Source organism: Paenibacillus donghaensis, assembly GCF_002192415.1.
GTDB lineage: Bacteria > Bacillota > Bacilli > Paenibacillales > Paenibacillaceae > Paenibacillus_AQ > Paenibacillus_AQ donghaensis.
The window spans coordinates 3,946,930-3,967,868 of record NZ_CP021780.1 but is presented as its reverse complement, the minus strand read 5'-3'; the positions used below and the strand labels follow the sequence as shown (position 1 = coordinate 3,967,868).

Annotated in this window: 22 protein-coding genes; 17 read left to right on the top strand and 5 right to left on the bottom strand. The window is 49.4% G+C overall.

The annotated features are described in order from the left end of the window. The first annotated feature begins 4 nt into the window (after positions 1-4). The 4 genes from B9T62_RS40015 to B9T62_RS17855 all read left to right on the top strand — a co-directional run bounded on the left by B9T62_RS40015 (position 5) and on the right by B9T62_RS17855 (position 3,418). On the top strand, positions 5-175 hold the full coding sequence (locus tag B9T62_RS40015; RefSeq protein WP_169834403.1) for a hypothetical protein: 171 nt from the start codon (positions 5-7) through the stop codon (positions 173-175). A gap of 902 nt (positions 176-1,077) precedes the next feature. Beyond that, positions 1,078-2,259: a pectin acetylesterase-family hydrolase gene (locus B9T62_RS17865; RefSeq protein ID WP_087916503.1), complete on the top strand. Its 1,182-nt coding sequence runs from the start codon at positions 1,078-1,080 to the stop codon at positions 2,257-2,259. Between the two features lie 2 nt (positions 2,260-2,261). After that, positions 2,262-2,885, top strand: a complete 624-nt coding sequence (locus tag B9T62_RS17860) for a TetR/AcrR family transcriptional regulator (protein WP_087916502.1) — start codon at positions 2,262-2,264, stop codon at positions 2,883-2,885. After that, on the top strand, positions 2,879-3,418 hold the full coding sequence (locus B9T62_RS17855; protein WP_087916501.1) for a hypothetical protein: 540 nt from the start codon (positions 2,879-2,881) through the stop codon (positions 3,416-3,418). Before B9T62_RS17860 ends, B9T62_RS17855 begins: the two co-directional genes overlap by 7 nt. Positions 3,419-3,858: 440 nt before the next feature. On the opposite strand, the gene B9T62_RS17850 is transcribed toward B9T62_RS17855, so the two are convergent. Both B9T62_RS17850 and B9T62_RS17845 read right to left on the bottom strand, forming a co-directional pair. Beyond that, complete coding sequence (locus B9T62_RS17850) at positions 3,859-5,124, bottom strand: MFS transporter (protein WP_087916500.1); 1,266 nt, start codon at positions 5,122-5,124, stop codon at positions 3,859-3,861. A 50-nt stretch (positions 5,125-5,174) separates the two neighbouring features. Then, complete coding sequence (locus B9T62_RS17845) at positions 5,175-6,089, bottom strand: LacI family DNA-binding transcriptional regulator (protein WP_087916499.1); 915 nt, start codon at positions 6,087-6,089, stop codon at positions 5,175-5,177. A 451-nt stretch (positions 6,090-6,540) separates the two neighbouring features. Between B9T62_RS17845 and B9T62_RS17835 the strand changes: the two genes are divergently transcribed. The 4 genes from B9T62_RS17835 to B9T62_RS17820 all read left to right on the top strand — a co-directional run bounded on the left by B9T62_RS17835 (position 6,541) and on the right by B9T62_RS17820 (position 9,133). Beyond that, positions 6,541-6,909, top strand: a complete 369-nt coding sequence (locus B9T62_RS17835; RefSeq protein ID WP_087916497.1) for an SMI1/KNR4 family protein — start codon at positions 6,541-6,543, stop codon at positions 6,907-6,909. Next, complete coding sequence (locus B9T62_RS17830) at positions 6,906-7,838, top strand: helix-turn-helix transcriptional regulator (RefSeq protein WP_087916496.1); 933 nt, start codon at positions 6,906-6,908, stop codon at positions 7,836-7,838. The genes B9T62_RS17835 and B9T62_RS17830 overlap by 4 nt, the downstream gene beginning before the upstream one ends. Positions 7,839-7,903: 65 nt before the next feature. After that, complete coding sequence (locus B9T62_RS17825) at positions 7,904-8,446, top strand: GNAT family N-acetyltransferase (RefSeq protein ID WP_087916495.1); 543 nt, start codon at positions 7,904-7,906, stop codon at positions 8,444-8,446. Positions 8,447-8,494: 48 nt separating this feature from the next. Then, positions 8,495-9,133, top strand: a complete 639-nt coding sequence (locus B9T62_RS17820; protein ID WP_087916494.1) for a DJ-1/PfpI family protein — start codon at positions 8,495-8,497, stop codon at positions 9,131-9,133. Positions 9,134-9,256: 123 nt separating this feature from the next. Here B9T62_RS17820 and B9T62_RS17815 read toward each other — a convergent pair whose 3' ends face one another. Beyond that, positions 9,257-9,805, bottom strand: a complete 549-nt coding sequence (locus tag B9T62_RS17815; protein ID WP_087916493.1) for a pyridoxamine 5'-phosphate oxidase family protein — start codon at positions 9,803-9,805, stop codon at positions 9,257-9,259. Positions 9,806-10,022: 217 nt separating this feature from the next. Here B9T62_RS17815 and pdxR point away from each other — a divergent pair, with 217 nt between their 5' ends. Both pdxR and B9T62_RS17805 read left to right on the top strand, forming a co-directional pair. Further along, positions 10,023-11,453: a MocR-like pyridoxine biosynthesis transcription factor PdxR gene (gene pdxR, locus B9T62_RS17810; RefSeq protein ID WP_087916492.1), complete on the top strand. Its 1,431-nt coding sequence runs from the start codon at positions 10,023-10,025 to the stop codon at positions 11,451-11,453. A 102-nt stretch (positions 11,454-11,555) separates the two neighbouring features. After that, a complete protein-coding gene (locus B9T62_RS17805) occupies positions 11,556-12,653 on the top strand; it encodes a glycosyltransferase family 4 protein (RefSeq protein ID WP_087916491.1) in 1,098 nt (365 codons plus the stop codon). A gap of 94 nt (positions 12,654-12,747) precedes the next feature. Here B9T62_RS17805 and B9T62_RS17800 read toward each other — a convergent pair whose 3' ends face one another. Both B9T62_RS17800 and B9T62_RS17795 read right to left on the bottom strand, forming a co-directional pair. Continuing rightward, complete coding sequence (locus tag B9T62_RS17800) at positions 12,748-13,620, bottom strand: M23 family metallopeptidase (RefSeq protein WP_245864488.1); 873 nt, start codon at positions 13,618-13,620, stop codon at positions 12,748-12,750. A gap of 207 nt (positions 13,621-13,827) precedes the next feature. Next, positions 13,828-14,160 (bottom strand): stalk domain-containing protein, encoded by a 333-nt coding sequence (locus B9T62_RS17795; protein WP_157793874.1) that lies wholly within the window; start codon positions 14,158-14,160, stop codon positions 13,828-13,830. 317 nt (positions 14,161-14,477) lie between these two features. Here B9T62_RS17795 and hcp point away from each other — a divergent pair, with 317 nt between their 5' ends. The 7 genes from hcp to B9T62_RS17755 all read left to right on the top strand — a co-directional run bounded on the left by hcp (position 14,478) and on the right by B9T62_RS17755 (position 20,916). Next, positions 14,478-15,770, top strand: coding sequence for a hydroxylamine reductase (gene hcp, locus B9T62_RS17790; RefSeq protein ID WP_087916489.1), 1,293 nt, complete (start codon positions 14,478-14,480; stop codon positions 15,768-15,770). 619 nt (positions 15,771-16,389) lie between these two features. Beyond that, on the top strand, positions 16,390-17,160 hold the full coding sequence (locus tag B9T62_RS17780; RefSeq protein ID WP_087916488.1) for a flavodoxin family protein: 771 nt from the start codon (positions 16,390-16,392) through the stop codon (positions 17,158-17,160). A 209-nt stretch (positions 17,161-17,369) separates the two neighbouring features. Beyond that, positions 17,370-17,993, top strand: coding sequence for a TetR/AcrR family transcriptional regulator (locus B9T62_RS17775; protein ID WP_087916487.1), 624 nt, complete (start codon positions 17,370-17,372; stop codon positions 17,991-17,993). 17 nt (positions 17,994-18,010) lie between these two features. Continuing rightward, on the top strand, positions 18,011-18,736 hold the full coding sequence (locus B9T62_RS17770) for an ABC transporter ATP-binding protein (protein ID WP_087916486.1): 726 nt from the start codon (positions 18,011-18,013) through the stop codon (positions 18,734-18,736). Continuing rightward, on the top strand, positions 18,729-19,442 hold the full coding sequence (locus tag B9T62_RS17765; protein WP_087916485.1) for an ABC transporter permease: 714 nt from the start codon (positions 18,729-18,731) through the stop codon (positions 19,440-19,442). The genes B9T62_RS17770 and B9T62_RS17765 overlap by 8 nt, the downstream gene beginning before the upstream one ends. A 4-nt stretch (positions 19,443-19,446) precedes the next feature. Then, positions 19,447-20,178, top strand: coding sequence for an ABC transporter permease (locus B9T62_RS17760; protein ID WP_087916484.1), 732 nt, complete (start codon positions 19,447-19,449; stop codon positions 20,176-20,178). A gap of 204 nt (positions 20,179-20,382) precedes the next feature. After that, entirely contained in the window at positions 20,383-20,916 is a 534-nt protein-coding gene (locus B9T62_RS17755; RefSeq protein ID WP_087916483.1) for a DinB family protein, read from the top strand. The last annotated feature ends 23 nt before the right edge of the window (positions 20,917-20,939 follow it).

Sequence of the window (20,939 nt, the reverse complement as noted above, 5' to 3'; positions counted from 1 at the left end):
TACATTGGCATACGGTAATAAGGTGAAATTTCATTATGATGTGCCGGCTTATATTAAAAAACAACTGGCAGAAGCAGCAAAAAAGCTTAATATAACAGCAACTGAATTGCTATCCCGAACGATAGAGGAAGAATATGAACGGGTTAAAAACAATAAGGATACACCTAAAAAATAATAGAAGACTTAGAAGCAAAATCTTCAAAAGCTTTTATTTGTTTTAAAGGGTATTCCGAACATACGTTCTATAAGGGTTTAAATTCCATAGTTGTATATATTTTAAGCGATAACTGACGAGAATGTTGCGGCTTTTTACTAGTATCAGAGGTTACAATTGTGAAACTTATTACATACTAATTTCACCAAGTTCATATACAATATATAACAATACGCAACGACACGCAATATAAAAAGACAACATGCTTTGTCACAGCATGTTGTCTTTTATTTGTTTTATGAGAATAGCTTAAGCCCAACAAGATGGATTTGCTGAAACCATGTTGTATACAGGTTCACTAGCTCCTCTGTTAATAGGTTGGTTGCTGCCTGCCTGCATGCTTACCCTTAATCTGTGAAGATGATCCAGAATCAAGCATAACCCCGGCACTCAAAAGATTTGGGTAAAGGATGATGCCGGGTTTGAACGATTAAAGAACGACGGGAACACCATTTCAGTGAAAAAACTATAAACTGGGAGCTACGACCCCTCTAAGGAAGAACGAATCATACTGAACGTAATCACTTGGATTGTAATCGGGGCTGAGCTGATCGTATCGGTGGCCGGGCTTATCAAAGACCGGGGACGAGGGGGTGAGTGACCAGTTAGAGGATTATCCAGGTGGCACCCAAATACAAATTTGTGTTCAAGTAAGAGAAGCCCGGGCAGCAATTGAGATCTTTACGGCGACTCGCTCATAACGCCCTTCAAGGTTAAAGCCCTTCGGCTGTAATTTGGTGGGGTCGTAGCCCCGTGTTATTTGCGTAGACCTTCCAGTTTATGAAGTGTGATTTGGCTTTGAGTTTGGTATACACATTGTGTAATGAGTTCACTTTGTGTAGAATGAATTCGAGGTGAGCGGTATGAAAAAAATAAGCAAATGGATTAAAGTGACCCTGCTTGGAACAGCGGTTGTCGTTATCTTAGGTTCGCTCGCGGTTTATGGACTGGTAAACAAACGGCCGACTCCGCCTTCGGTTGCAGCGGATAGCAGACCCTACCAATGGAATAAGGTAGAGCTTGGAGAGCAGGTCCGTTCCAGTGACGGGTCTAAGTATCATCTCCTAACCCGGACAGGAGAGAACCGCAACTGGATCATTTTCTTCTCCGGGGGCGGAGTCAGCTGGGATGCGCAGAGTGCCGCCCACCCGATCAAGATCATGAACTTCCTGACAGGTAAGGATGCAGGCAATTATTTCGCCAATATTCCCTTTTACTTACTGAATTTGCTAGGTGGAATGACCGATACGGAACACGCAGATAATCCGTTTAAAGAATGGAATGTGGTCTATATTCCGTATTCAACCGGAGATTTCCATATCGGCAGCCGCAAGGCTGAGTATACGAAGGAGGACGGCAGCCCTTTTACGATGAACTACAACGGCAGGAGTAATGTGGAGAGCAGCCTGGAGTGGATCTATGCTCATGTGGACAACCCGGAGAAGCTGCTGATTGCCGGTGAAAGTGCGGGTGGCTTCGGCTCATCCTTCTGGGCGGGAGCGATTGCCGAACATTATAAGGAGGCGCAGATTTATCAATATTCGGACAGCTCTTTTCTATACAGCGATAAGTGGCCGGATATTATAGACAAGGAATGGCAGGCGGATTTCGCTGAGAATTTCGGTTATCCGGCACAAGCCGATTTAATTGGAGCGGCCTTTCAGGGCAACCGCCGCAAGCTACCTGAGAATGCAGTCTTGCTTCAATCTTATTCCTTGTATGATGAAGTGCTGATCAGCTTCCAGAACCGGATTAACGGAGAGGATGGGCCGCTTGATCTACAGATGATCAACACATGGTCGCAGCAAATGCGGGAATCCGTAAGACAGCTGGACAGCTCGCTGCCTAATTATTATTACTATCTGACGGACGATGGCCGGAATCCGCAGACAGGCACGACCTCACATACATTTGCTACGCGGGATGTCTTCTATACAACCAAGCAGGATGGTATTCGATTGGTCGACTGGCTGGATGATATCGTGAACAAACAGAGCATGTATTCGGTAGGCCATGAATTTATAGAACAGACAGGAGAGGAGTAGTCTTGAAATTACGCGAGAAGCAGACCCTGATGACCAGGGGGATAATCAAACAAACGGCGCTCGGCTTATTCTGCGCTGGTGGGATTGAGCTTACCGATATGTCGCAAATAGCCGAGCAGGCGGGGGTGTCCCGCCGGACCTTGTATCATCACTTCAAAGATAAGGAAGAGCTGGCCGCAGAGATCTACCTGGAGAATCTGCAGAAAATGTTTGGGCAGCTGGTGCCGGACTTTGATTACCGCCAGCCGGTGTCCTCCATCCTCTCCATTCTGGACAAGTATTTGCTGCTGAAGCAGCAGTCGGAAGCGCTGTTGTATTACGACGCCATTTTTAACGTCTATTACAGCACACTTGCGAAGAATCCGGCTGACCTACCCGATTACGGGAGCATGATGGCGCAAGGCTACGAACGGCTGATGCGGCTTGAAGCAGATGGCATGTCTGCCGAAGAGCAGGCACAGTGGCGTGAGAAGCTGTTCATGTCAACGCATCTGTGGTTCAGCTACCTGCAGAAGTCCGTTGTTGCGGCGCATCAGCGGGGCGGGGAGGTCACCGAAGCGGATGTGGCTGAGGATCTGAGGTACAAGGAGTTTATCATAAAGGCTGTAGGGAAGGGAAGATGTTGAAAAAGAACATAATTGATCCTGTCTGGGCGCGGGTAGGCTTCACCTCTCCGCCTGCTGTGAATGCAGGCAGCAATATCGGGATAGTGATCATTGACACGATACGATCCCATCCTGCGATTAGACATTTAGGCTCAAGACTTAAATATATAGAGGTGGATTTTGATTTATCCGTCACCTGCCGTGATATTGCCTTGGAACAACCGGATGATACCCTAGGTGACTACGGTGAGCATGGGCTGATGGCAGTTCTGACCCTGAGCCATCAGCCTTTTGAAGCATATGGAGTCCAATATAACAGTTTAATTCCTGCAGCACAGTTTATTGTGCTTAACCATCAAGCCTTTCAGGAAGGAGAGGGTGAACGACTTCAGGTTGGAATGGATTATATACTGGAACGACATCCAGTGAACCCAGATTCTACTCCAGCTGCCGGGAAGTACTTGCTGCCACTAGCGGAACGATTGCCGGAGTGCTCTGGAGCATCCAGGCCAGCACGACCTGATTCAAGTAGCTTCGGTCTCGGCAGCAATTAAGTTCCGGCGAGGAATTGGAAATTGCCCTGGAACCTCCGGTGTAAATAGATGTGAAACTGGTTACTACTTAGGACTCCGTATGATAAGAACACTTCCGAATTAGTTGCGAAACTGCATCTATTTAGCCGTTTTTTTCTGTTTTGGAGGAAATAAATGCGAAAACGCACCTAATTTAGGATTTTGAGCGTAATAAGCTTGCTCTACTCGAATTTAGTTGCAGATATGCACTTATTATCCTAATAATGGGCGTTTCGGCTGAAATTAGTTGCAGTTTCGCATCTAATTACTCTGAAGGTTCCAGGGCAACACTCTAAATCCTGGCTGGAGCCTAAGCAGTAAGAAATGTGAGAACAAGGCTCTCTTCCTATAGCGGAAAAGAGGCTTGTTTGGTGAGGTATATGTTACTTGTCGCTGGACCTAAGTAGTAACATAGAATCCATTTAACGATACTCCCGGATCACCTTTAATTTAAAAGTGGCTATTAGTCCAAACAGCAGTAGCAACCCGCCTATGCAGCCCATCACGGGTCCGGGACTGATCAGGTCGGACAGGTAAGAGACAGCAGTAAGGCCAATGGGCGGCGCAACGCTCATGATGGACGCAAGCACACCGAAGACTCTGCCCTGCAAGGCTTCGGACACCTCCAGCCGCAGGATGATATGGATCAGCAGTGTGCTGAAGGAGAACATGAAGCCGATCAGCAGAATAAGCGGGATGGCGGCGGCTGCCGAGGTTACCCCTGACAAGAGAATGTAGAGCGGACCAAGAGCAAGCAGCCCTGCTGTAATCAGACGGCCCCGCTTCTTAAGTCTGGCCCCCCAGAGCATAATCGACCCCGAACCCAGCATGTAGCCGAGCGGAATGCAGGCCTCCATCAGACCGAACTGGAATGGACTTGCGTTCCAGACCTTGACGGCCATCACTTGGGTCAGCAGCAGGGAAGGCATAAAGAACAGCGTAAGGGAAGGAAGCATGACAATGACGGCGCGGGCAAACGGAAATTCCCAAATATAACGCACGCCCTCGGCCAGCTCACGGGTGAAGTTTCGTTCCTCCCTTGGTGCATCATCCAGACGGACCGGCAGCGGAAGGGTGCGAACGGCAAGCACAAGCAGAAAGGAGAGGATAAACGTCACGCCATCGAACAGAATGGCATCAGCTGCCCCGAACGCGGCCACGAAGATTCCGCCAGCCGAGAATCCGAGTGTACGGCAGAGGTTCTCGGACAGATTGAGCAGTCCGACGGCCTGCTGAACATGTTCTTTGCCGACCACGGTGACAATGGAAGCCTGGTAAGCCGGAGATTGGAACAGGGACGAAGCCGTCGTCAGACCTGTCAGCACCGCCACCAGTGCGAAGGGGGCAGAAGGCAGGCCTACCGTCAGAGCCAGCGCCAGCACCAGCCCGCAGCTGATCAGATCCGTGACCAGCATTATGCTTCTGCGGTTGAACCGGTCGGCTACCGTGCCTCCGACAGCGCCCAGCAGCGTGCTGAGCACCAAGTTGATGATCGTAAGCAGCGCAACCTTCGTGGCGCTTCCTGTCGTCTGCAGCACCCACAGATTCAGCGCGATGCTGTGAAAGGTATTGCCGAACAGCGAAATGGAGAAGGAGCCAAGCAGCAGCAGGAACCTGCGGTTTCTCCAGATGGAGGGGGGAAGCGGAAGGGGGGCAGGGTTTTTTGGGGCCGGAATCGGTTCAGACATTCTTACAAGCTCCTTTCGACTTAAGCGCTTAAGTTATACTACAAAAAAAATTAATTGATGAATATGCGATTATTCTCTTGGGTGCTGTAGTCAGGCTGGTGCAATAGCTTCTTCATGAGTTCAAAAGCGGCGGCAGCTTTATCACCTGCAAATACAAATCGTCTGGTTTGTTTGCGCAGAATCTCCGGACAATTGCAGGTGCAGAGGACGTTTAGCTGTTCGAATACTCCTGCCTTCTCAACAGAATTGCCGATCCATTCGTTGATCACGATGGCCTGTGTGAAGCGTTGACTCCTCTGCAGCACACTGTCCAGCTCGGCCTGGTCAGAGACCTGAAATACCGCCTCATCAGCCAGCGGCAGACTGTCGCGGATATAGCGGGTCAGGAGGATGTTATTGAAGTTCTCCATGATTAAACATACCTGCGAATACTCCTCAGGCAACAACTGCTGCAGCGCTGTACGGTAGTTATACAGCACCTGCTTGAACAGCAGATCTTCAATCATACTGTCGATCAGAATCAGCGGCGTGCCCTCTCCGAAGTTTCTGGAGATCGAATAGAAGGTCTCTTCGCGGGCATCGATCAGGAACACAGCCTCCAGCTTACGTTCCACAATAATATCAAGCGAAGGGTGCCCCGCATCCAGGGTATGCAGCACGGTATGGTAACCCGCCTGTGTAAGCCGCAGCTCCAAATCACGGATGAAGGAGAACTGTGCCTGTTGCTTCCAGTAGGGTAGAACTGCTGAAGCATGGAGCAGTATGCCAACCAGACCTGTCTTCTGTTTGGCGAGCGAACGGGCTGCCAGATTAGGAATGTATTGCAGTTCTTCGGCAATCTGCAGAATCTGCTGCCGCGTCTTCACCGGTATGGTTTGGTTGCCGACACGGTTCAGCACATAACTGACGGTTGCAACGGAGACTTGGGCGCGCTGGGCGATGTCCTTCATGGTTGTCTTTTTCAAGCGGCGGCCTCCTCCCTTGCCATGGGTATATTCCAAAGATTAACATTGATGACTCCAGCTAGTCAACGGTAAGATTGCCTGACAGAAAATGTTTCAAATAAGGGAGGAGTGCCGTATATTCTTTAATCAACGCTCAGGAGGCCATGACAATCTCTGATCATATATAATAATGACAGCATACCTTCCCGAAAGTTCCCCCGGACATTTATCGGAAAAGGAGAAGATAATGAACAAGAAACGCTATCTTAGAGTTAATCTGGTATTTGGGGGCAACAGACTGCTTAGTGTAGTGGCTGGCCCATATGGTCTGCAAGGCCAGAGGTATGGCACCTCAACCCGCCAGCTGATTGAGCAAGTCCTTTACGTTCCGATATACATAAGTAACTCGTCGCCGCTTATCAGCAGGATAAGCTGGTGGCGGCAACTAACTATATGCTGAGGAGGATGACGTATGTATCGTTCATTGCAAGAGAAATTGGAGCACACAGCAGTCCTGAAATGGCATCGTGGACACGGAGTGAAGGAAGAATGGATTACAGCAGCTGAACAAGAGCTGGGTTACTCGCTGCCGGAATCATACAAATGGTGGCTGCGGGAATATGGCAATGCGAGGCTCGACGGAGCGGAGATTCTTACCTTGGCTCCGCCCGAATTTCGTGAATATGCGGACAGCGATCTGCTCTATAACGATCGGCTGGACAGACAGAACAGCTGGTTCCCTGAAGGACGCTTGTCCCTATTAATGAATGGAATCACGGAAATATATGCGGATACATTTGCCGGATTTCTCGAGAAACTTATAGATGAGCGTGAACTGTGAGGATCGACCGGCTGCTGGGCATCACAGTGTATTTGTTGAACCGGGGCAGAGTCAGCGCAAGTGCGCTGGCTGAACGGTTTGAGGTATCGCGCCGGACGATCCAGCGCGACATGGAGACGCTGGATCAGGCAGGAATCCCCATTGTGGCTACGTTTGGCTCAAGCGGAGGATATGAGATTCTAGACAGCTTCCGCATGGAGAAGCAGCCCGCCAGCAGCAGTGATTATTCACTGATTGTGGCGGCTCTTCAGGGCTTGTTCACGGCCTATCCCCATCCAAGGCTGGATACTGTGTTGGACAAAATGATTGCTGCGGCAGGTATTCACGCCGCTAAGCCGCAGCTGGTGCTGGACTTCGGTGTGCTGCGGGAGGGAATCGATGTGCCGCAGCGGCTGTCTCTTCTGGAGCGGGCCGTAACCGAGCGGGAGCAGGTCGATTTCACATACTGCAATTCCGAAGGAAGAATAAGCCAGCGTACAGTAGAGCCAGTAACTCTGCTCTATAAATGGTATGCCTGGTATATATACGGATTCTGTCTGGAGAAGCAGGCTTACCGTTATTTCAAGCTGCTGCGGATGAGTGGACTACGGGCCACAGGAAGGACATTCACACACACACATGAGGAGGCGGGACTGCTGCTGGATCAGCAGGAGGCTAATGATTCCCGTACCTACATCGATTTCAGACTGTTCTGTAAAGCTGAGGTTAAGACGAAAGCCATGGAATATCTGAACGGAGTGATTGAGCAGGAAGATGAGAATGGCGATTTCATACTGGCAGTACATGTGCCTGAGTCAGAGCATCTCTGGTTCGGCACGCTGCTGGCGCTTGGCAACCGGATCAAGGTGCTGGAGCCGCCAAGTCTGAAGCGACGGTTATGTGAACAAGCCAGGGAAATTATGCAGGCCTATTGTAATGGCGACATATAGCTGTCACTATTCCCTCCGTACAATACAAGGGTAAGAGCTAAACATCCTGTACTGGAGGAATTAGAATGATCAAGTTAACGAGTCCTTACGAGCAATGTCCAAGTTATGAGACGGAGCGTCTGCTGCTCCGATTGGTAAAGGAAAGTGACGCGAAGGAACTGCTCGAGTGTTATGCAGATCCTGACGCTGCAGCGCTGTTCAACGCAGACAACTGTCCGCATAATTTCATCTGCCACACGGTAGAAGAGATGACGAACTACATTACCTATTGGCTGGAGGAATACGCGGGCCGGGGGTTTGTGCGCTTTAGTGTGATTGACAAGCAGACGCAGACTGCCGTTGGAACGGTAGAGATGTTCTCCCACGCGCAGCTGCAGAAGACAGGGGTCATGCGGATCGATCTGAAATCGGAGGCGGAGAAGGCAGAGCTGCTGACAGAACTGCTCAAACTGGCGAGCAGCCATTTCTTTACTGCCTTTGATGTGAAACATATCCTGACCAAGGCTGTGCCCAAGGCCACGGTAAGGATAGATGCGCTGCTACGTAGCGGCTATACCGCTGTTCAGGATAACGCTGTTCTTCCGTTTGCCGATTATTACATGAAATAGCGACATCCTGTTCAAGTGGTGGAATAGTAAATAAGCAAGGAGGAACTTATGAAATACGCTTATGTTTATGTACTGGATACGATGGCGGACTGGGAGCTAGGCTTTGTCATTGCGGAGCTCAACTCGGGTCAATATTTCAAAAGACGAGGGAGTCGACTTCCCGTCCGAACGGTCGGGGCTTCCACCCGTCCTATCATAACAAAGGGTGGAATGACGATCGTGCCGGACCTGACGGTAGACGAGATCGCGCTCGAAGCATCTGCGGTATTGCTCCTGCCGGGCGCAGACACCTGGAAAGACCCTGCGCATGGGCCAATCGTCGAAAAAACAAAACAATTGCTGGACGTTGGCGGCAATGTTGCGGCCATATGCGGAGCGACTATGGCGCTTGCGGATGCCGGGTTGTTGGATTATCGTCAGCATACGAGCAACAGTTTGGAGTATTTGACCTTATTTAGCCCCGCATACAAAGGCGCTGCCCGATATAAAGACGAGAAGATCGTGACCGAAGACAACCTGATCACAACCGGTTCGGCCGGCGCACTACTATTAGCGCGCGAGGTTATTGCGCTGCTGGACCTGTTTGCGGAAGAAACGTTAGAAGCGTGGTATAACTACTTCACTACAGGAAACCCCAAATATTTCCAAGTGATGATGGAGACGCTGCAAGATAGTAATTCAGTGTAACTAATAACCTTCAAGGGTGACTATGACGTTGGTCTGTAGTCACCCTGTTTCAAATTATAACGTTCGGTATTCTCCTAAGAAGAGCGGAACCAGCGTAGTGCGGGTCGTAACGGTATGTTGTCGTTAAATTTCTCGGTTGACATTCATACCCACTCTATACATTTTTTCTGCTTCAATAGGACTTTCTTTTGCCGTTATGTGGTTCGGAATTACCCGATAAACTTGAACCGGCCCACCGAATACAGCCGACCTATACTTTTCCACATGCTGCTTGGGCAAGGGGCGGTTATAATAGCCAGGTACATATTTATTGATCATTTCCTGAAGTACATGGGTGGCTTCATCCAAATCTGTGATCGGCTCCGCTTGTCCAAATATCATTACGCTCATATAAGCCGTATCCGTTTTGGCAGGTACCGGATCCGCAATGGTTCCGTATTCCTCACATACCGTAAAACATACCTCTGGATTTTCACTCATGACCTGATTACGTCTTCCATCTCCAGCCCCGTGAAAATAGAGCTTCCCCTTAGTCCATACATAATTAAGCGGTACAACATAAGGCAGGTTCCCATCAACCAACCCAAGATACCCAATTCTCGCTTGGTGAAGGAAACTTTCAATTTTCTCTTGATTCTGGCATTCCCTGATCTTGTAACGAACTGAATCCATTTCCTAATCTCTCCTTTCACTCATAAGATATTCATCCCACTCCAACTGTCTTAACTTCGCTACTCTTCTAGAGTGCAGCAACGACCAGCTTGCAAATACCAGCGTTATTCCGGTAGTATATCAGTGAATGGAGTGTGTTGAAATATCCAAACATCACAGTTATGAGCAATCCATAATTAATATGATAGGGTAGAGCTTCTATTTGGAGGTGTGCACGATGATGAAAGTAATTCGTAATGATAACAGACCAATCTGGCAGCAATTGCTTGATCAAGCGATTCATAATATTACAAGCGGAATCTGGCCCCCAGGAGAATTGCTGATTCCTTCCCGCGAACTTGCTCATCAGGTAGGTGTCTCTCGCTCAACTATACAGATCGTCTATGAGGAATTGCTAAGTCGAGGCTACACCGTTACATCTGGCCGAGGAGGAACGCGAGTTAGTAAATGGAATCAAGTCACTGAGTCAACGAAGGAAATCATAACAGATGGTCCCATCCCGCCCTCACTTCCCTTGTTGAACTCGGCGGTCGATCAATTACATGACTGGTTCAGAGGCAAAGAACATCGAGAAGTGGATATTGATTTTAGTCCCCATGAACCTTATTTAGATGGACAATTTCAAAAAAACTGGCGACAATCGCTTCTCCACGCATCCGCTGCAATGGATTTATCAAGCTGGGCTTACGGTAATCCCTATGGATTCACACCATTACGTGAACAAATTCAGCGTTATTTATCACTTGAACGAGGCATCCATATCCAAACCAATCAGATTCTGTTGACCTCAGGAGCTCAGCATAGCATTGACTTAATCGCACAATCGCTTTTATCTGATGGGGACACTGTCTCTGTAGAAGATCCCGGTTTTCCAGCTGCCTGGATGGCGATGAACTATCGGCGTATGAATGTGGCGCCCGTTCCCGTCGATGAGTATGGTCTTGTGGTTGAGCGTATTCACCCCCAATCCAAACTGATCTTTGTGACCCCTTCGCACCAGTGCGCGGTTGGGGTCGTTATGTCGGAGCCGCGTAGGCAACAATTGCTACATAAGGCCGCTCAAGAACAATTTTGGATCATTGAGGACGATTATGATAGTGAATTTCGATATCGTGGGGAGCCGCTGCCAACGCTGATTAGCCAGGAACCTAATAATACCTTGTACCTCATGAGTTTTTCTAAAATGATTGCTCCAGGCATTCGTATTTCGGCTATCGTTGGATCTGTAGAGGCAATTGCTCAACTAGCCAGGTTACAGGAGTTGACTTACCGTCATCTTCCGATTATGGATCAGCTAACCCTGACTCACTTCATCAAGAATGGACATTTTATGCGCCATATGAGAAGAGTCAGAAATGTGTACCGACGAAGACACGAAGTCATGAGAAAGGCTATTATGGCTAGTGGCTTAGGGGAGCGATTCACACTAAGTGGAGTAGAAACGGGATTACATATGTTACTTGAAGCTGAAGAGTCATACGACGAAGAAACCGTGACTAAGTTAGCTCTCCAACAGGGAATACGGGTGTACCCTCTTGGACCCTATTGTCTGGAAAGCAAACGCAAGGGATGGGTGTTGGGGTTTGCAAAAGTAGATGAAGCATCGATTGAGCAGGGGATTCATCGTCTTGCAGAGTTGATCTTATAGGATCATCTCTGCGAGCAATTTTCGCTGGAAATAAGGCACCAATCCCCTTCCTGCCGGCATATCTTAATTAAAGTTTCAAGCAGGAAAAGGAGTGATTAGCCGATGACCTCCTCCTATCGGGTCGTATGGAAAGGGCCTGTCCACAGGTCCTCGGGTCTTGGAATTGCCAGCAGAGAATATGTGAAGGCGTTAAGACGCCAGGGAGTTCCCACCTCTACAACCCCCGCAGCCTCCGGTGGGTCTGGTTCACGCAAGGTGCTGGTCTACCATCACGCGCCTCATACGCTTAACGTGAAGAAGGAACGTAAGCTGTACAACAGGATTGTGATTAATACGGTCTGGGAGACGACAAGAATTCCGCGGCGGTGGATCGCAAAGATCAACCAGGCGGATGCCGTCTGTGTGCCTTCTCGGCAGAACAAGCAGGCGTTGCGCAACAGCGGCATCCGCATTCCCATCTTCATTGTTCCGCATGGTGTCAATATTCGGGAGTACAGAGCCAAGAAGAAACGTGCTGCCAGCAGGCCAAAGGGGAAATTCACGTTCATCTCGGTATTCGGATTTCAGCACCGCAAGAATCCTGAAGCACTGCTAAGAGCGTATTGGGAGGAATTCTCCGCCAGTGATCATGTGGAGCTAATCATCAAAACCAATGGCTATGCAGCCTATGAGAATCAGCAGTGGATACACAATCGGATCAAAGCTTATAAAGCCAGACTCCATGTCCGCAAATCCACAGCACCCATTCGGCTCGTCTCAACCCATCTGAGCAAGGCTGCCCTCAAAGCCGTTTATGCGAAGGGGGACGCCTTTGTACTTCCTACCCGGGGGGAAGGGGTAGGCTTGCCCTTCATGGAGTCGATGGCCAGCGGCGTTCCTGTAATTACCACCGGCTGGGGTGGGCAGTTGGATTTTGTGACCGCCCATAATTCCTTCCTTGTCCGATACCGGCTGCAGCCGCCCGTGGCGAGCATGAATCGTCACTCTTCAATCGCGCGCCAATTCTGCCAGCTGTTCGCAGAGCCGGGCCAGCTGTGGGCAGAGCCGGACATCACCAGCTTGCGGAAGCAGATGAGATTAGCCTATGAGCATCCACAGCTCTGTGCAGCCAAAGGCGCTCAGGCCAGGAAGGATATACAGAAGCAGTCCTGGGGCCGCTCGGGTGCGCTTTTGAAGCAGGCGATTGAGAGAATATTATAGATGCCGGAAGCAGATTTCATTCTTGGATCAGACGTTAGAAAAGGCCGGAAAAGCTGCTGTATAAGCAGTCTTCACGGCCTTTTCTCTGTTCATTCTATGGTTGCGGTGTAATCAGATCGTCTTTTACAGGCATGGGGTCCCCATTCGTACCCTCGAAGTAGAGCGGCAGCCCCTCAGCTAGGATAGGCATCCGGGTCTGGGTGGGATCCTGGCGCTGATGGTGGATATGCAGATGAGGCTCGGAGGTTGAGCCGCTGTTGCCCACAAGCCCCAGCAAATCGCCTGCTTGTACCTTGTCTCCAACGGCTACGGTAACACTGTGCTGCTTCAGGTGGTTCAGCAGCAGGAAGGTTCCCATCTCGGCAACCTTCAGGTAGACATGATTGCCTTCCATAGACAGAACGTCCTCCGAGCCGGGCGTGATGTCAGCCTCTTCGTCATAGGCGGCAATGACCACGGCATCCAGCGGTGCGTATACCTCCTGATTCCAGATCCCATAATCCTTCGCACGGCTGCTCCCGGTGTTATAGGGTTCCATCACCAAATCGTAAGCCCAGCGTTCGGAGGACCACACCGCATGCGGTGCATTGTCTTCGACGGAATCTCCACCCCAGCCGACGACCGCAGCTGTATGCAGCGGCCACTTCACGGTAAGCCCTGGTTTGGTATTGGCAATGGCAGCAGGGTATGCCAGTGGAATAACATTGATCGTCAGCAGAAAATGGCAGATCAGCACGGCAGACAAGCCCAGATTCAGCAGTAGCCTGTTCAGGCGTGCTCGCTTCACCAGCTTCACGGTCAGCCAGATCAGATTCACCACAGCCCACACGGCTCCGGCAGCCGGCAGAATGAATTTCAGTGCCAGCCAGGCATACACGCCGGTCATACCATGAACCCACAGCGTGCCGGCCCAGCAGACTAACGTCAGCAGCAATAACAACATCGACAAATAATTAGACTTTTTCATGATAGGTGCAGCTTCAGCTCCTAGGAAATAATGGATGTTACTAGTGAGGTTTAATCCATTAGACGACACCCATAGGAGAATCACTGCAATCTGAGGCTTGTGCATGCAGCGCTCGCTTCAGCCGCAAGTTTAAAGGCTCATACAGGGGACTTTAATATAAGTACGGGTATGAAAGAGGAGGCTATCGGACTCGGCGCTTAATGCTAACTAGTGATACACATTCCCGCTTTTCTCCAATTCCTCAAGGAAGTCCTTGAACGAATCATCGGAAGGGGCAGAAACGTCTGAACTTGCAGCAGGTGCACTGACAATTTCGACTTGTTTCAGTCCGGCATTCCATTTGTAATTCACTCCGGTTAATTCGCCTATCTTAGCCAACGGGATATAAGTGCTGCCTTCATAATTAAGGATGGGGTTCTTGGCATCGGTATATTTCTTGCCGTTGACAACTACAGGATAAGCCACCTCGGTTAGCAGATAATGATCAGGCCCTTGCTGCAATTTTTTAATGGCATCTATTTCGGCATTTTCGGTTAACATTTTGTTGTTTTCCTCTGCTTCAAGCTCATCAATCAGGGATTGAATGGCATCCGAGGTCAAAGATATTCCAAAACAAGAGGTAATACTAAAGATAATCGGTTTAGTTTCATCTATTATGAATATGGAACGTGAACTGAAGAATGTTACACACGAAGTGGACAGAAAGCTCTATGCATCAGGATTTCTGGCCACTACACTATTCCATTCTTAAGTTCATCTTATATAGCGAGATAAATGTGTGTGCAATCACACCTCGAAGAGCATTGCTCTGTTAGGCTGAGAATAATTTTAGTTATTTAAGGTCTGGAGGAGAAAATATGTTTTGTTACCAATGTGAGCAGACGCCGAGCGGCGGATGTACGGTGGTTGGGGTATGCGGCAAGGATGAGACAGTGGCCAGCCTGCAGGATACGATGATTTTTGCGCTTAAAGGCATTGCTGCTTATGCAACCCACGCCCGTCAGCTGGGGTATACCGACCCCGAAGTGGACCGGATTACCCACGAAGCCTTGTATATGACCCTGACCAATTCCAATTTCAATGTGCAAGAGCATCTGGACATGGCGATGCAGGTGGGAAATGCGGCAGTGCGGATCATGGATCTGCTGGACCGTGCGCATACTGACCGTTTCGGAATTCCGCAGCCGGTTACGGTCAGCCAGAATGCGATTGAAGGCCAATGTATCGTAGTCACCGGACATAATCTGTATGCGCTGGAGGAGTTGCTGCGGCAGACGGAAGGCAAAGGCATTAACATCTACACCCATTCGGAGATGCTGCCAGCCCACGGGTATCCGGCACTGAAGAAGTATCCGCATCTGAAGGGCAATATCGGCAAGGCCTGGTATGATCAGCGCAGGCTGTTTGAACAGTTCCCTGGAGCGATCCTCGCGACTACGAACTGTGTGATGCCGATCAAGGGAACGTATGCCGACCGCTTTTTCTCTTATGAAGTAGCAGGGCTTGAAGGTGTCCGCAAAATCACCCATGACGATTTCTCCCCATTGATCGAGCGCGCGCTTTCACTGCCGGCGGCCGATGTCACCTCTGAGCAGGTGCTGACCACCGGTTACCATCATGAGACTGTGATCGGCCTGGCCCCGGAGATTATTCAGGCCATTAAGGATGGACATATCCGCAGGTTCTTCGTGATTGCAGGCTGTGACGCCCCTGGCAAAGCGGGCGAATATTACCGCGAGCTGGCCACGTCGCTGCCTAATGATACGGTCATTCTGACCACCTCCTGCGGGAAATTCCGCTTCAATGATGTAGACTATGGTACGGTTGGAGATACGGGAATTCCGCGTTATATTGACCTGGGCCAATGTAATAATTCCGGTTCTACGGTCAAAATTGCGCTTGCGCTCGCCGAAGCCTTCGACTGCAGCGTCAATGAACTGCCGATCAGTATCGTATTGTCATGGTTTGAGCAAAAAGCGGTCGCTATTCTGCTGGGCTTGTTCAGCCTGGGTATTCAGGATATCCGCATTGGTCCGAAGCCGCCGGAATTTATCTCAACCGGAGTGCTCGATGTGCTTGTCGAGCTATTCGGGCTGAAGCTGATTACCACCGCCGAAGCGGATATGAACGCTATGCTGGCGCTTTCCTAAAAGAAGACAGCTTAACTAAGAGACACTGGCCCCCGGCTAGTGTCTTTTTGCTGCGTAACACAGGATATGGCAGGAAAGGAAGAAGAATTAAATCCCCCAACCATAATAGGGTACAATCAACTTACTTTGGCTTTTACGAATGGAGGTTATTTTTAATTAATCTAGCCAACATCCGTTCAGCTGGTTTACGAGTATGCCGATGGACCTGATCCTGATGTATATGGCATTAACATTATCTGTGTATTCGGGGTGATTCCTGCGGGTGCATCTGGAGGATGGAAGTTCGTTCCAAATGGTCTATTATCCGAAAGGCAATGCTTTTACTGCAGGAGCATTCGGGACCGAAACCTTGAAAGAGCTTATCGTGACACAGAGACAGCAGATTAAAGCGGTAGCTGGATTATAGGCGTCTGGAGGGACCCGTTAAACTGGGGCATCAACTGTCGGATCACGGTGAAGGCGGTCTGTTAACAGATATCAGGCGGTCTGTTAACAGATATCCGGTTGTTATTTATCTTATCTATGCTACAATATGAATGAACGAAATATTATTCATTCATATTTGATTGATGACTGAACAATGAATCGTCAATCCAAGCTGAGTATGGAGGTTTCACTAATGACCAAAGTCACCGCGTTTATCGGAACACAGCAAAAGCAGGCCACCTACCGGGCCGTACGCGAAATGGAGCAGCAGCTGAAGACCTATGCTGATATCGAGTTCGAATATGTTTTCCTGAAGGATTACGAGCTGAAGCATTGCCGGGGCTGCAAACTGTGCTTTAATAAAGGGGAGCAATATTGCCCCTTGAAGGATGATCGTGATCTGCTACTGGAGAAGCTGAACGAAGCAGACGGGGTTATTTGGGCGACGCCTAATTATGCCTTTCATGTATCGGCTTCGATGAAGAACTTGCTGGATCGGCTGGCTTATATGTTCCACAGACCGCAGTTCTTCGACAAAGCCTTCACCTCTGTAGTGACCCAAGGCATCTATGGAGGAAACGCCATTGTGAAATATCTCGATAACATGGGCGTAAACTTCGGTTTCCAGGTCTCGAAAGGCTGTGTGCTGCAAACGCTGGAACCGGCAACCGCGGCGGCGAAGGCTAAGAACTCACGGGAAATCGAGCAATGCTCGAAGCGATTCTACAAGCAGCTGATGCGCTCTGCACCGAAGACGCCTTCCTTGTTCAGACTGATGATGTTCCGTATGTCACGCACCCACATCAAGTCTATGCTCAATGACAAATATCGGGATTACCCGTACTACCGGGAGCAAGGCTGGTTTGAGTCTGACTACTATTATCCCGTTCGTTTAGGAGTCGTTAAGAGAATGGCAGGCCGAATGTTTGATGGTATGGCAGCGCGGAGGGTGAAGCGGCGTTAATGAGCTGTTGAACTGCAAGTAAGCCTCTCTGCAGCGATCTGTGCTTAAGATTAGGAGAGTTGTCCTCGGGGGTGTCTCTACAGTCCATGAACAACGGCTGGAGGGGCACTTTTTTCGTGCTGTCTACAATACCCGTTGACAATCTAACAACTGTTAGATAGTATTGATCTAACGACTGTTAGACAAATGCTGAAAGGTGATTACATACGATGAACAACAACAAACAAGACACCAAAAACCGGATACTGGAGGTTTCGTTAGACCTCTTTTCCAGAAGAGGGTACAGCTCTGTATCGATCCGCGATATCTGCGGTGAAGTGGGAATCAAGGAAAGCACGGTGTATTACCACTTTAAGAACAAGCAGGATATCTTCGATGTGCTGTGCGAATCGTTTACAGCGGTAACTTATGCCATGCCGGAGGAATTTGCTGTTCAGATGGCCCAGGTGACAAGCGTGCAGGCTGAGGAATTCATCTTTGTCTGTCAATCCTTTCTGAACGATTATCTGATGGACCCCAAGGTGAACCGCTTTATCCGGATGTTAATTCTGGAGCAGGGCACCAATCCTGAAGCGGCGGCGCTGTACCACAGGGTATTATTCGATGAGGCGCTTGCGGGTCAGAAGCTGATTTTCGAGTGGCTGGTGGGGATTGGATTTCTGAAGGCGGGAGACCTTACGGGAATGGTAATGGATTATTATGCGCCGGTCGTGTATTTATTTCACCGTTACCTGGTGGCAGATGAACTGACTGAAGTCATTCGGGCGGAGGCCAATCAGAAGTTAATCGAGCATGTGCAGCACTTTCTGGCCCAGTATCGAGCGGTGGAGTAACTAAAGGGGGAGAACAGATGACGTATATTGTGCAGACCTCAGATTTATCCAAAAGCTTCAAAAAAGTGCCGGTAGTAGATAAAGTAAATCTGCAGGTGAAGCCAGGCGAAATTTACGGTTTCATCGGACCCAACGGGGCCGGCAAAACAACCACCATCCGCATGATCCTGAATCTAATTCAACCGCTCAGCGGTAGTGTGGAGCTGTTCGGTGAGAAAGTAACGGACCAGAGTATGGCCCGCCATCTGCGCAGAATTGGTGCGATTATTGAAACGCCGGGGTTCTATCTTAATCTTACCGGACAAGAGAACCTGGACATTCACCGGCTAATGATGGGTGTGGAGCATAAATCCAGCATAGACCGGGCGCTGAGCCTGGTGGGTTTATCTGATCACAGGCATAAAAAAACGCGCCAGTATTCACTCGGCATGAAGCAGCGGCTGGGTCTGGCCAGAGCCTTGCTGCATGACCCGCAGCTGCTGATCCTGGATGAGCCGACCAATGGACTTGATCCACATGGGGTGGTGGAGATCCGTGATCTATTAATCCGGCTGGCAGCGCAGGGCAAAACGGTGTTCGTATCATCGCATAATCTGGCTGAGGTCGAGAAGATGGTCAGCCGAATTGGCATTCTGCATCAAGGCAAGCTGCTGGAGGAGATCACCCGGGATGAATTGAAGCAGAAGAGTGCTTCGCTTGAGGATTATTTCATGCAACTGACAGGAGGTGCCGCTCATGTCTAGCTTGCTGCAGCTGGAGTTTATGAAGCTGAGAAGGACCTTTCTGGTTCTGCTGCTTCCCTTAGCGCTGTTCGTGCCCCTTGCGCTGGTACTGATTCAATACGGATTTCATCCGCAGCAGTCCTTCTCCGCAGTCATAACGAAGAATAGTGTGTTTATGCAGATGATTTCTTTTGCCAGTGTGGTCATCACGGGTTGTTACATCGTGGCCAGAGAATATCGGCAGCAGCTGATTTCCTATTTAGCGATCACCCCGAAGTCACTCACACGTATTCTGCTCAGCAAATACATTCTATTGTTTCTGGAAATCGCTGTTTTGCAAGGGCTTACTTTTGGCCTGCTGATTGTTATCCATTCGCTAGTTTCCGGGTTTGACCCGCAGCTGGCTGCTGATTATGTGACTGCTGGTGTGCTAAGTACTCTCTGCCTGATGGCGCTGACCCCAGCGGTTGTATGTGTTGCCTTGTGGAAGCGGAATGCTTCAGCTGCGGCGTTGCTGTTTCTTGTGGTGTTTATGCTGACGTACCCGTTTGCCTTCAAGGACTTTGGCGCTTTCCTGCCTCATCTGCTGCCGATTATCCTGGTCTCCAAACTCCTTGGGTATGAGCAATATGCACATCTCAGCTATGCGCGGGGAGGCCTGATTCTGCTGGCTGTCTTCGCTGGCTTCCTGTACCTGTCGATACATTTAATCAACTCGAAGGAGTGAGCGTATGCGGACGTTGCTTAAGGTTGAAATGCTGAAGCTCCGCTCGGCCAGGATATGGTGGATCATCGCCGCGGGCGCTGTACTGCCGGGAGTGATTACCTGCTTGTCATTCTGGGAAGAGAGCACTTTGGTCTGGCGGGAGTACCTCCATGTGGCGATGCTGATCTTCAATGTGCAGTCCTTGCTGACCTTCTCCGCCTTCGCGGCAGTGATGAGCGCCAGGGAATATGAGGAGAATACGATGGAAATGACGCTCTGTTATCCGTATCCGCGACATCATTTCCTGATTGCCAAGCTAATGATTATGGTTGTCGTAATCGCCGTTACCGTAGCTATATTCGCGTTGTTTACGATTGGCTTCGGACTGGGACTGGTCGCAGAGCCGCTGCCTTCCGCTATACTGTGGCTGTTTATCCGTGTGTTGCTTCAGCTCATCTTCATGCATGTACTGATTATTCCCGCGGCCTTCCTGGCAGCGATGTTGTCGCGAATGGCTCTGCCCAGTGTCATGCTTGGCATTGTGAGTATGTGCATCTGCATGATGCTGTACAACACCACATTTATTCAATTCATCCCGCCAGCTATCCCCTTCGTATTGTCGGACCATTTGCTGGGTATGGATGTGATGAGTCTCTTGCCTAATTACACGATTCATTGGAGCATCCTGGCGGCTTATTTCGTGCTGTTGTTATTTGCTGGTGTGCGGATGCCGCTGGCTTTGCAGGGAAAAGAGTAGGTACGGTGGGTGCGGAAGGTAATTGTGGATGTGCTGCACGAAAAGCCTATAAATAAGCCGAATAGAGGCTCCTGAGTCCGCAAGGTTCGCTAGATCGTCTACTAACTCTATCCTTGGATTTCCATAAATCGTATAATGAGTAACGATAGAGACTTTTTCATATAACCACAAATTCCAATCAATCAAGCAAGGAGGCACTTTAAAATGATAGACTTGAACCGCATTTATCTCATTTCTGATATGCCGGGGTATCCTGCACAAATCAGCCGTTTGTTGTCGATGATGAATTATGTGAGATGTACCACTATTGAAACCGTCCAGGATCTGACGATCGAGCAGCTCGATTACCTGATGGACCCGCAGTGCAATTCAATTGGAGCGCTTTTATCCCATTTTGCAGCTGTAGAGTATCTGTATCAGGCGTTTACCTTCGAGGGCAGGGACTTGACGGAGAAAGAGGATGAGCGCTGGGGACCTGCTCTGAATTTAGGCGATGAAGGGCGGATGCATATCAAGGGCAAGGATCTGAATTATTACATAGACCAAATGAACGAGGTAAGAGCTGTAACCCTGGAGCTGTTCAAAACGGTGGGTGATGACTGGCTGTCTATTGAAGAGCCGTTCTGGCATGACAAGCCGGCCAATCATTATTTCAAGTGGTTCCATGTCTTTGAGGATGAAATCAACCACAGAGGCCAGATTAGAATGATCGGCAAAAGAGCAAGAGCAAGCGTATAGCAGCAGAACAATCAACAGCAGAG

Coding starts and splice junctions, on each gene's coding strand:
- B9T62_RS17760 (WP_087916484.1), top strand. CDS start 19,447: ATGCGGACGTTGCTTAAGGTTGAAATGCTGAAGCTCCGCTCGGCCAGG.
- B9T62_RS17800 (WP_245864488.1), bottom strand. CDS start 13,620: ATGAAAAAGTCTAATTATTTGTCGATGTTGTTATTGCTGCTGACGTTA.
- B9T62_RS17815 (WP_087916493.1), bottom strand. CDS start 9,805: ATGGATTCAGTTCGTTACAAGATCAGGGAATGCCAGAATCAAGAGAAA.
- B9T62_RS17775 (WP_087916487.1), top strand. CDS start 17,370: ATGAACAACAACAAACAAGACACCAAAAACCGGATACTGGAGGTTTCG.
- B9T62_RS17820 (WP_087916494.1), top strand. CDS start 8,495: ATGAAATACGCTTATGTTTATGTACTGGATACGATGGCGGACTGGGAG.
- B9T62_RS17795 (WP_157793874.1), bottom strand. CDS start 14,160: ATGTTAACCGAAAATGCCGAAATAGATGCCATTAAAAAATTGCAGCAA.
- B9T62_RS17805 (WP_087916491.1), top strand. CDS start 11,556: ATGACCTCCTCCTATCGGGTCGTATGGAAAGGGCCTGTCCACAGGTCC.
- B9T62_RS17770 (WP_087916486.1), top strand. CDS start 18,011: ATGACGTATATTGTGCAGACCTCAGATTTATCCAAAAGCTTCAAAAAA.
- pdxR (WP_087916492.1), top strand. CDS start 10,023: ATGATGAAAGTAATTCGTAATGATAACAGACCAATCTGGCAGCAATTG.
- B9T62_RS17855 (WP_087916501.1), top strand. CDS start 2,879: ATGTTGAAAAAGAACATAATTGATCCTGTCTGGGCGCGGGTAGGCTTC.
- B9T62_RS17835 (WP_087916497.1), top strand. CDS start 6,541: ATGTATCGTTCATTGCAAGAGAAATTGGAGCACACAGCAGTCCTGAAA.
- B9T62_RS17755 (WP_087916483.1), top strand. CDS start 20,383: ATGATAGACTTGAACCGCATTTATCTCATTTCTGATATGCCGGGGTAT.
- B9T62_RS17825 (WP_087916495.1), top strand. CDS start 7,904: ATGATCAAGTTAACGAGTCCTTACGAGCAATGTCCAAGTTATGAGACG.
- B9T62_RS17865 (WP_087916503.1), top strand. CDS start 1,078: ATGAAAAAAATAAGCAAATGGATTAAAGTGACCCTGCTTGGAACAGCG.
- B9T62_RS17765 (WP_087916485.1), top strand. CDS start 18,729: ATGTCTAGCTTGCTGCAGCTGGAGTTTATGAAGCTGAGAAGGACCTTT.
- hcp (WP_087916489.1), top strand. CDS start 14,478: ATGTTTTGTTACCAATGTGAGCAGACGCCGAGCGGCGGATGTACGGTG.
- B9T62_RS17850 (WP_087916500.1), bottom strand. CDS start 5,124: ATGTCTGAACCGATTCCGGCCCCAAAAAACCCTGCCCCCCTTCCGCTT.
- B9T62_RS17780 (WP_087916488.1), top strand. CDS start 16,390: ATGACCAAAGTCACCGCGTTTATCGGAACACAGCAAAAGCAGGCCACC.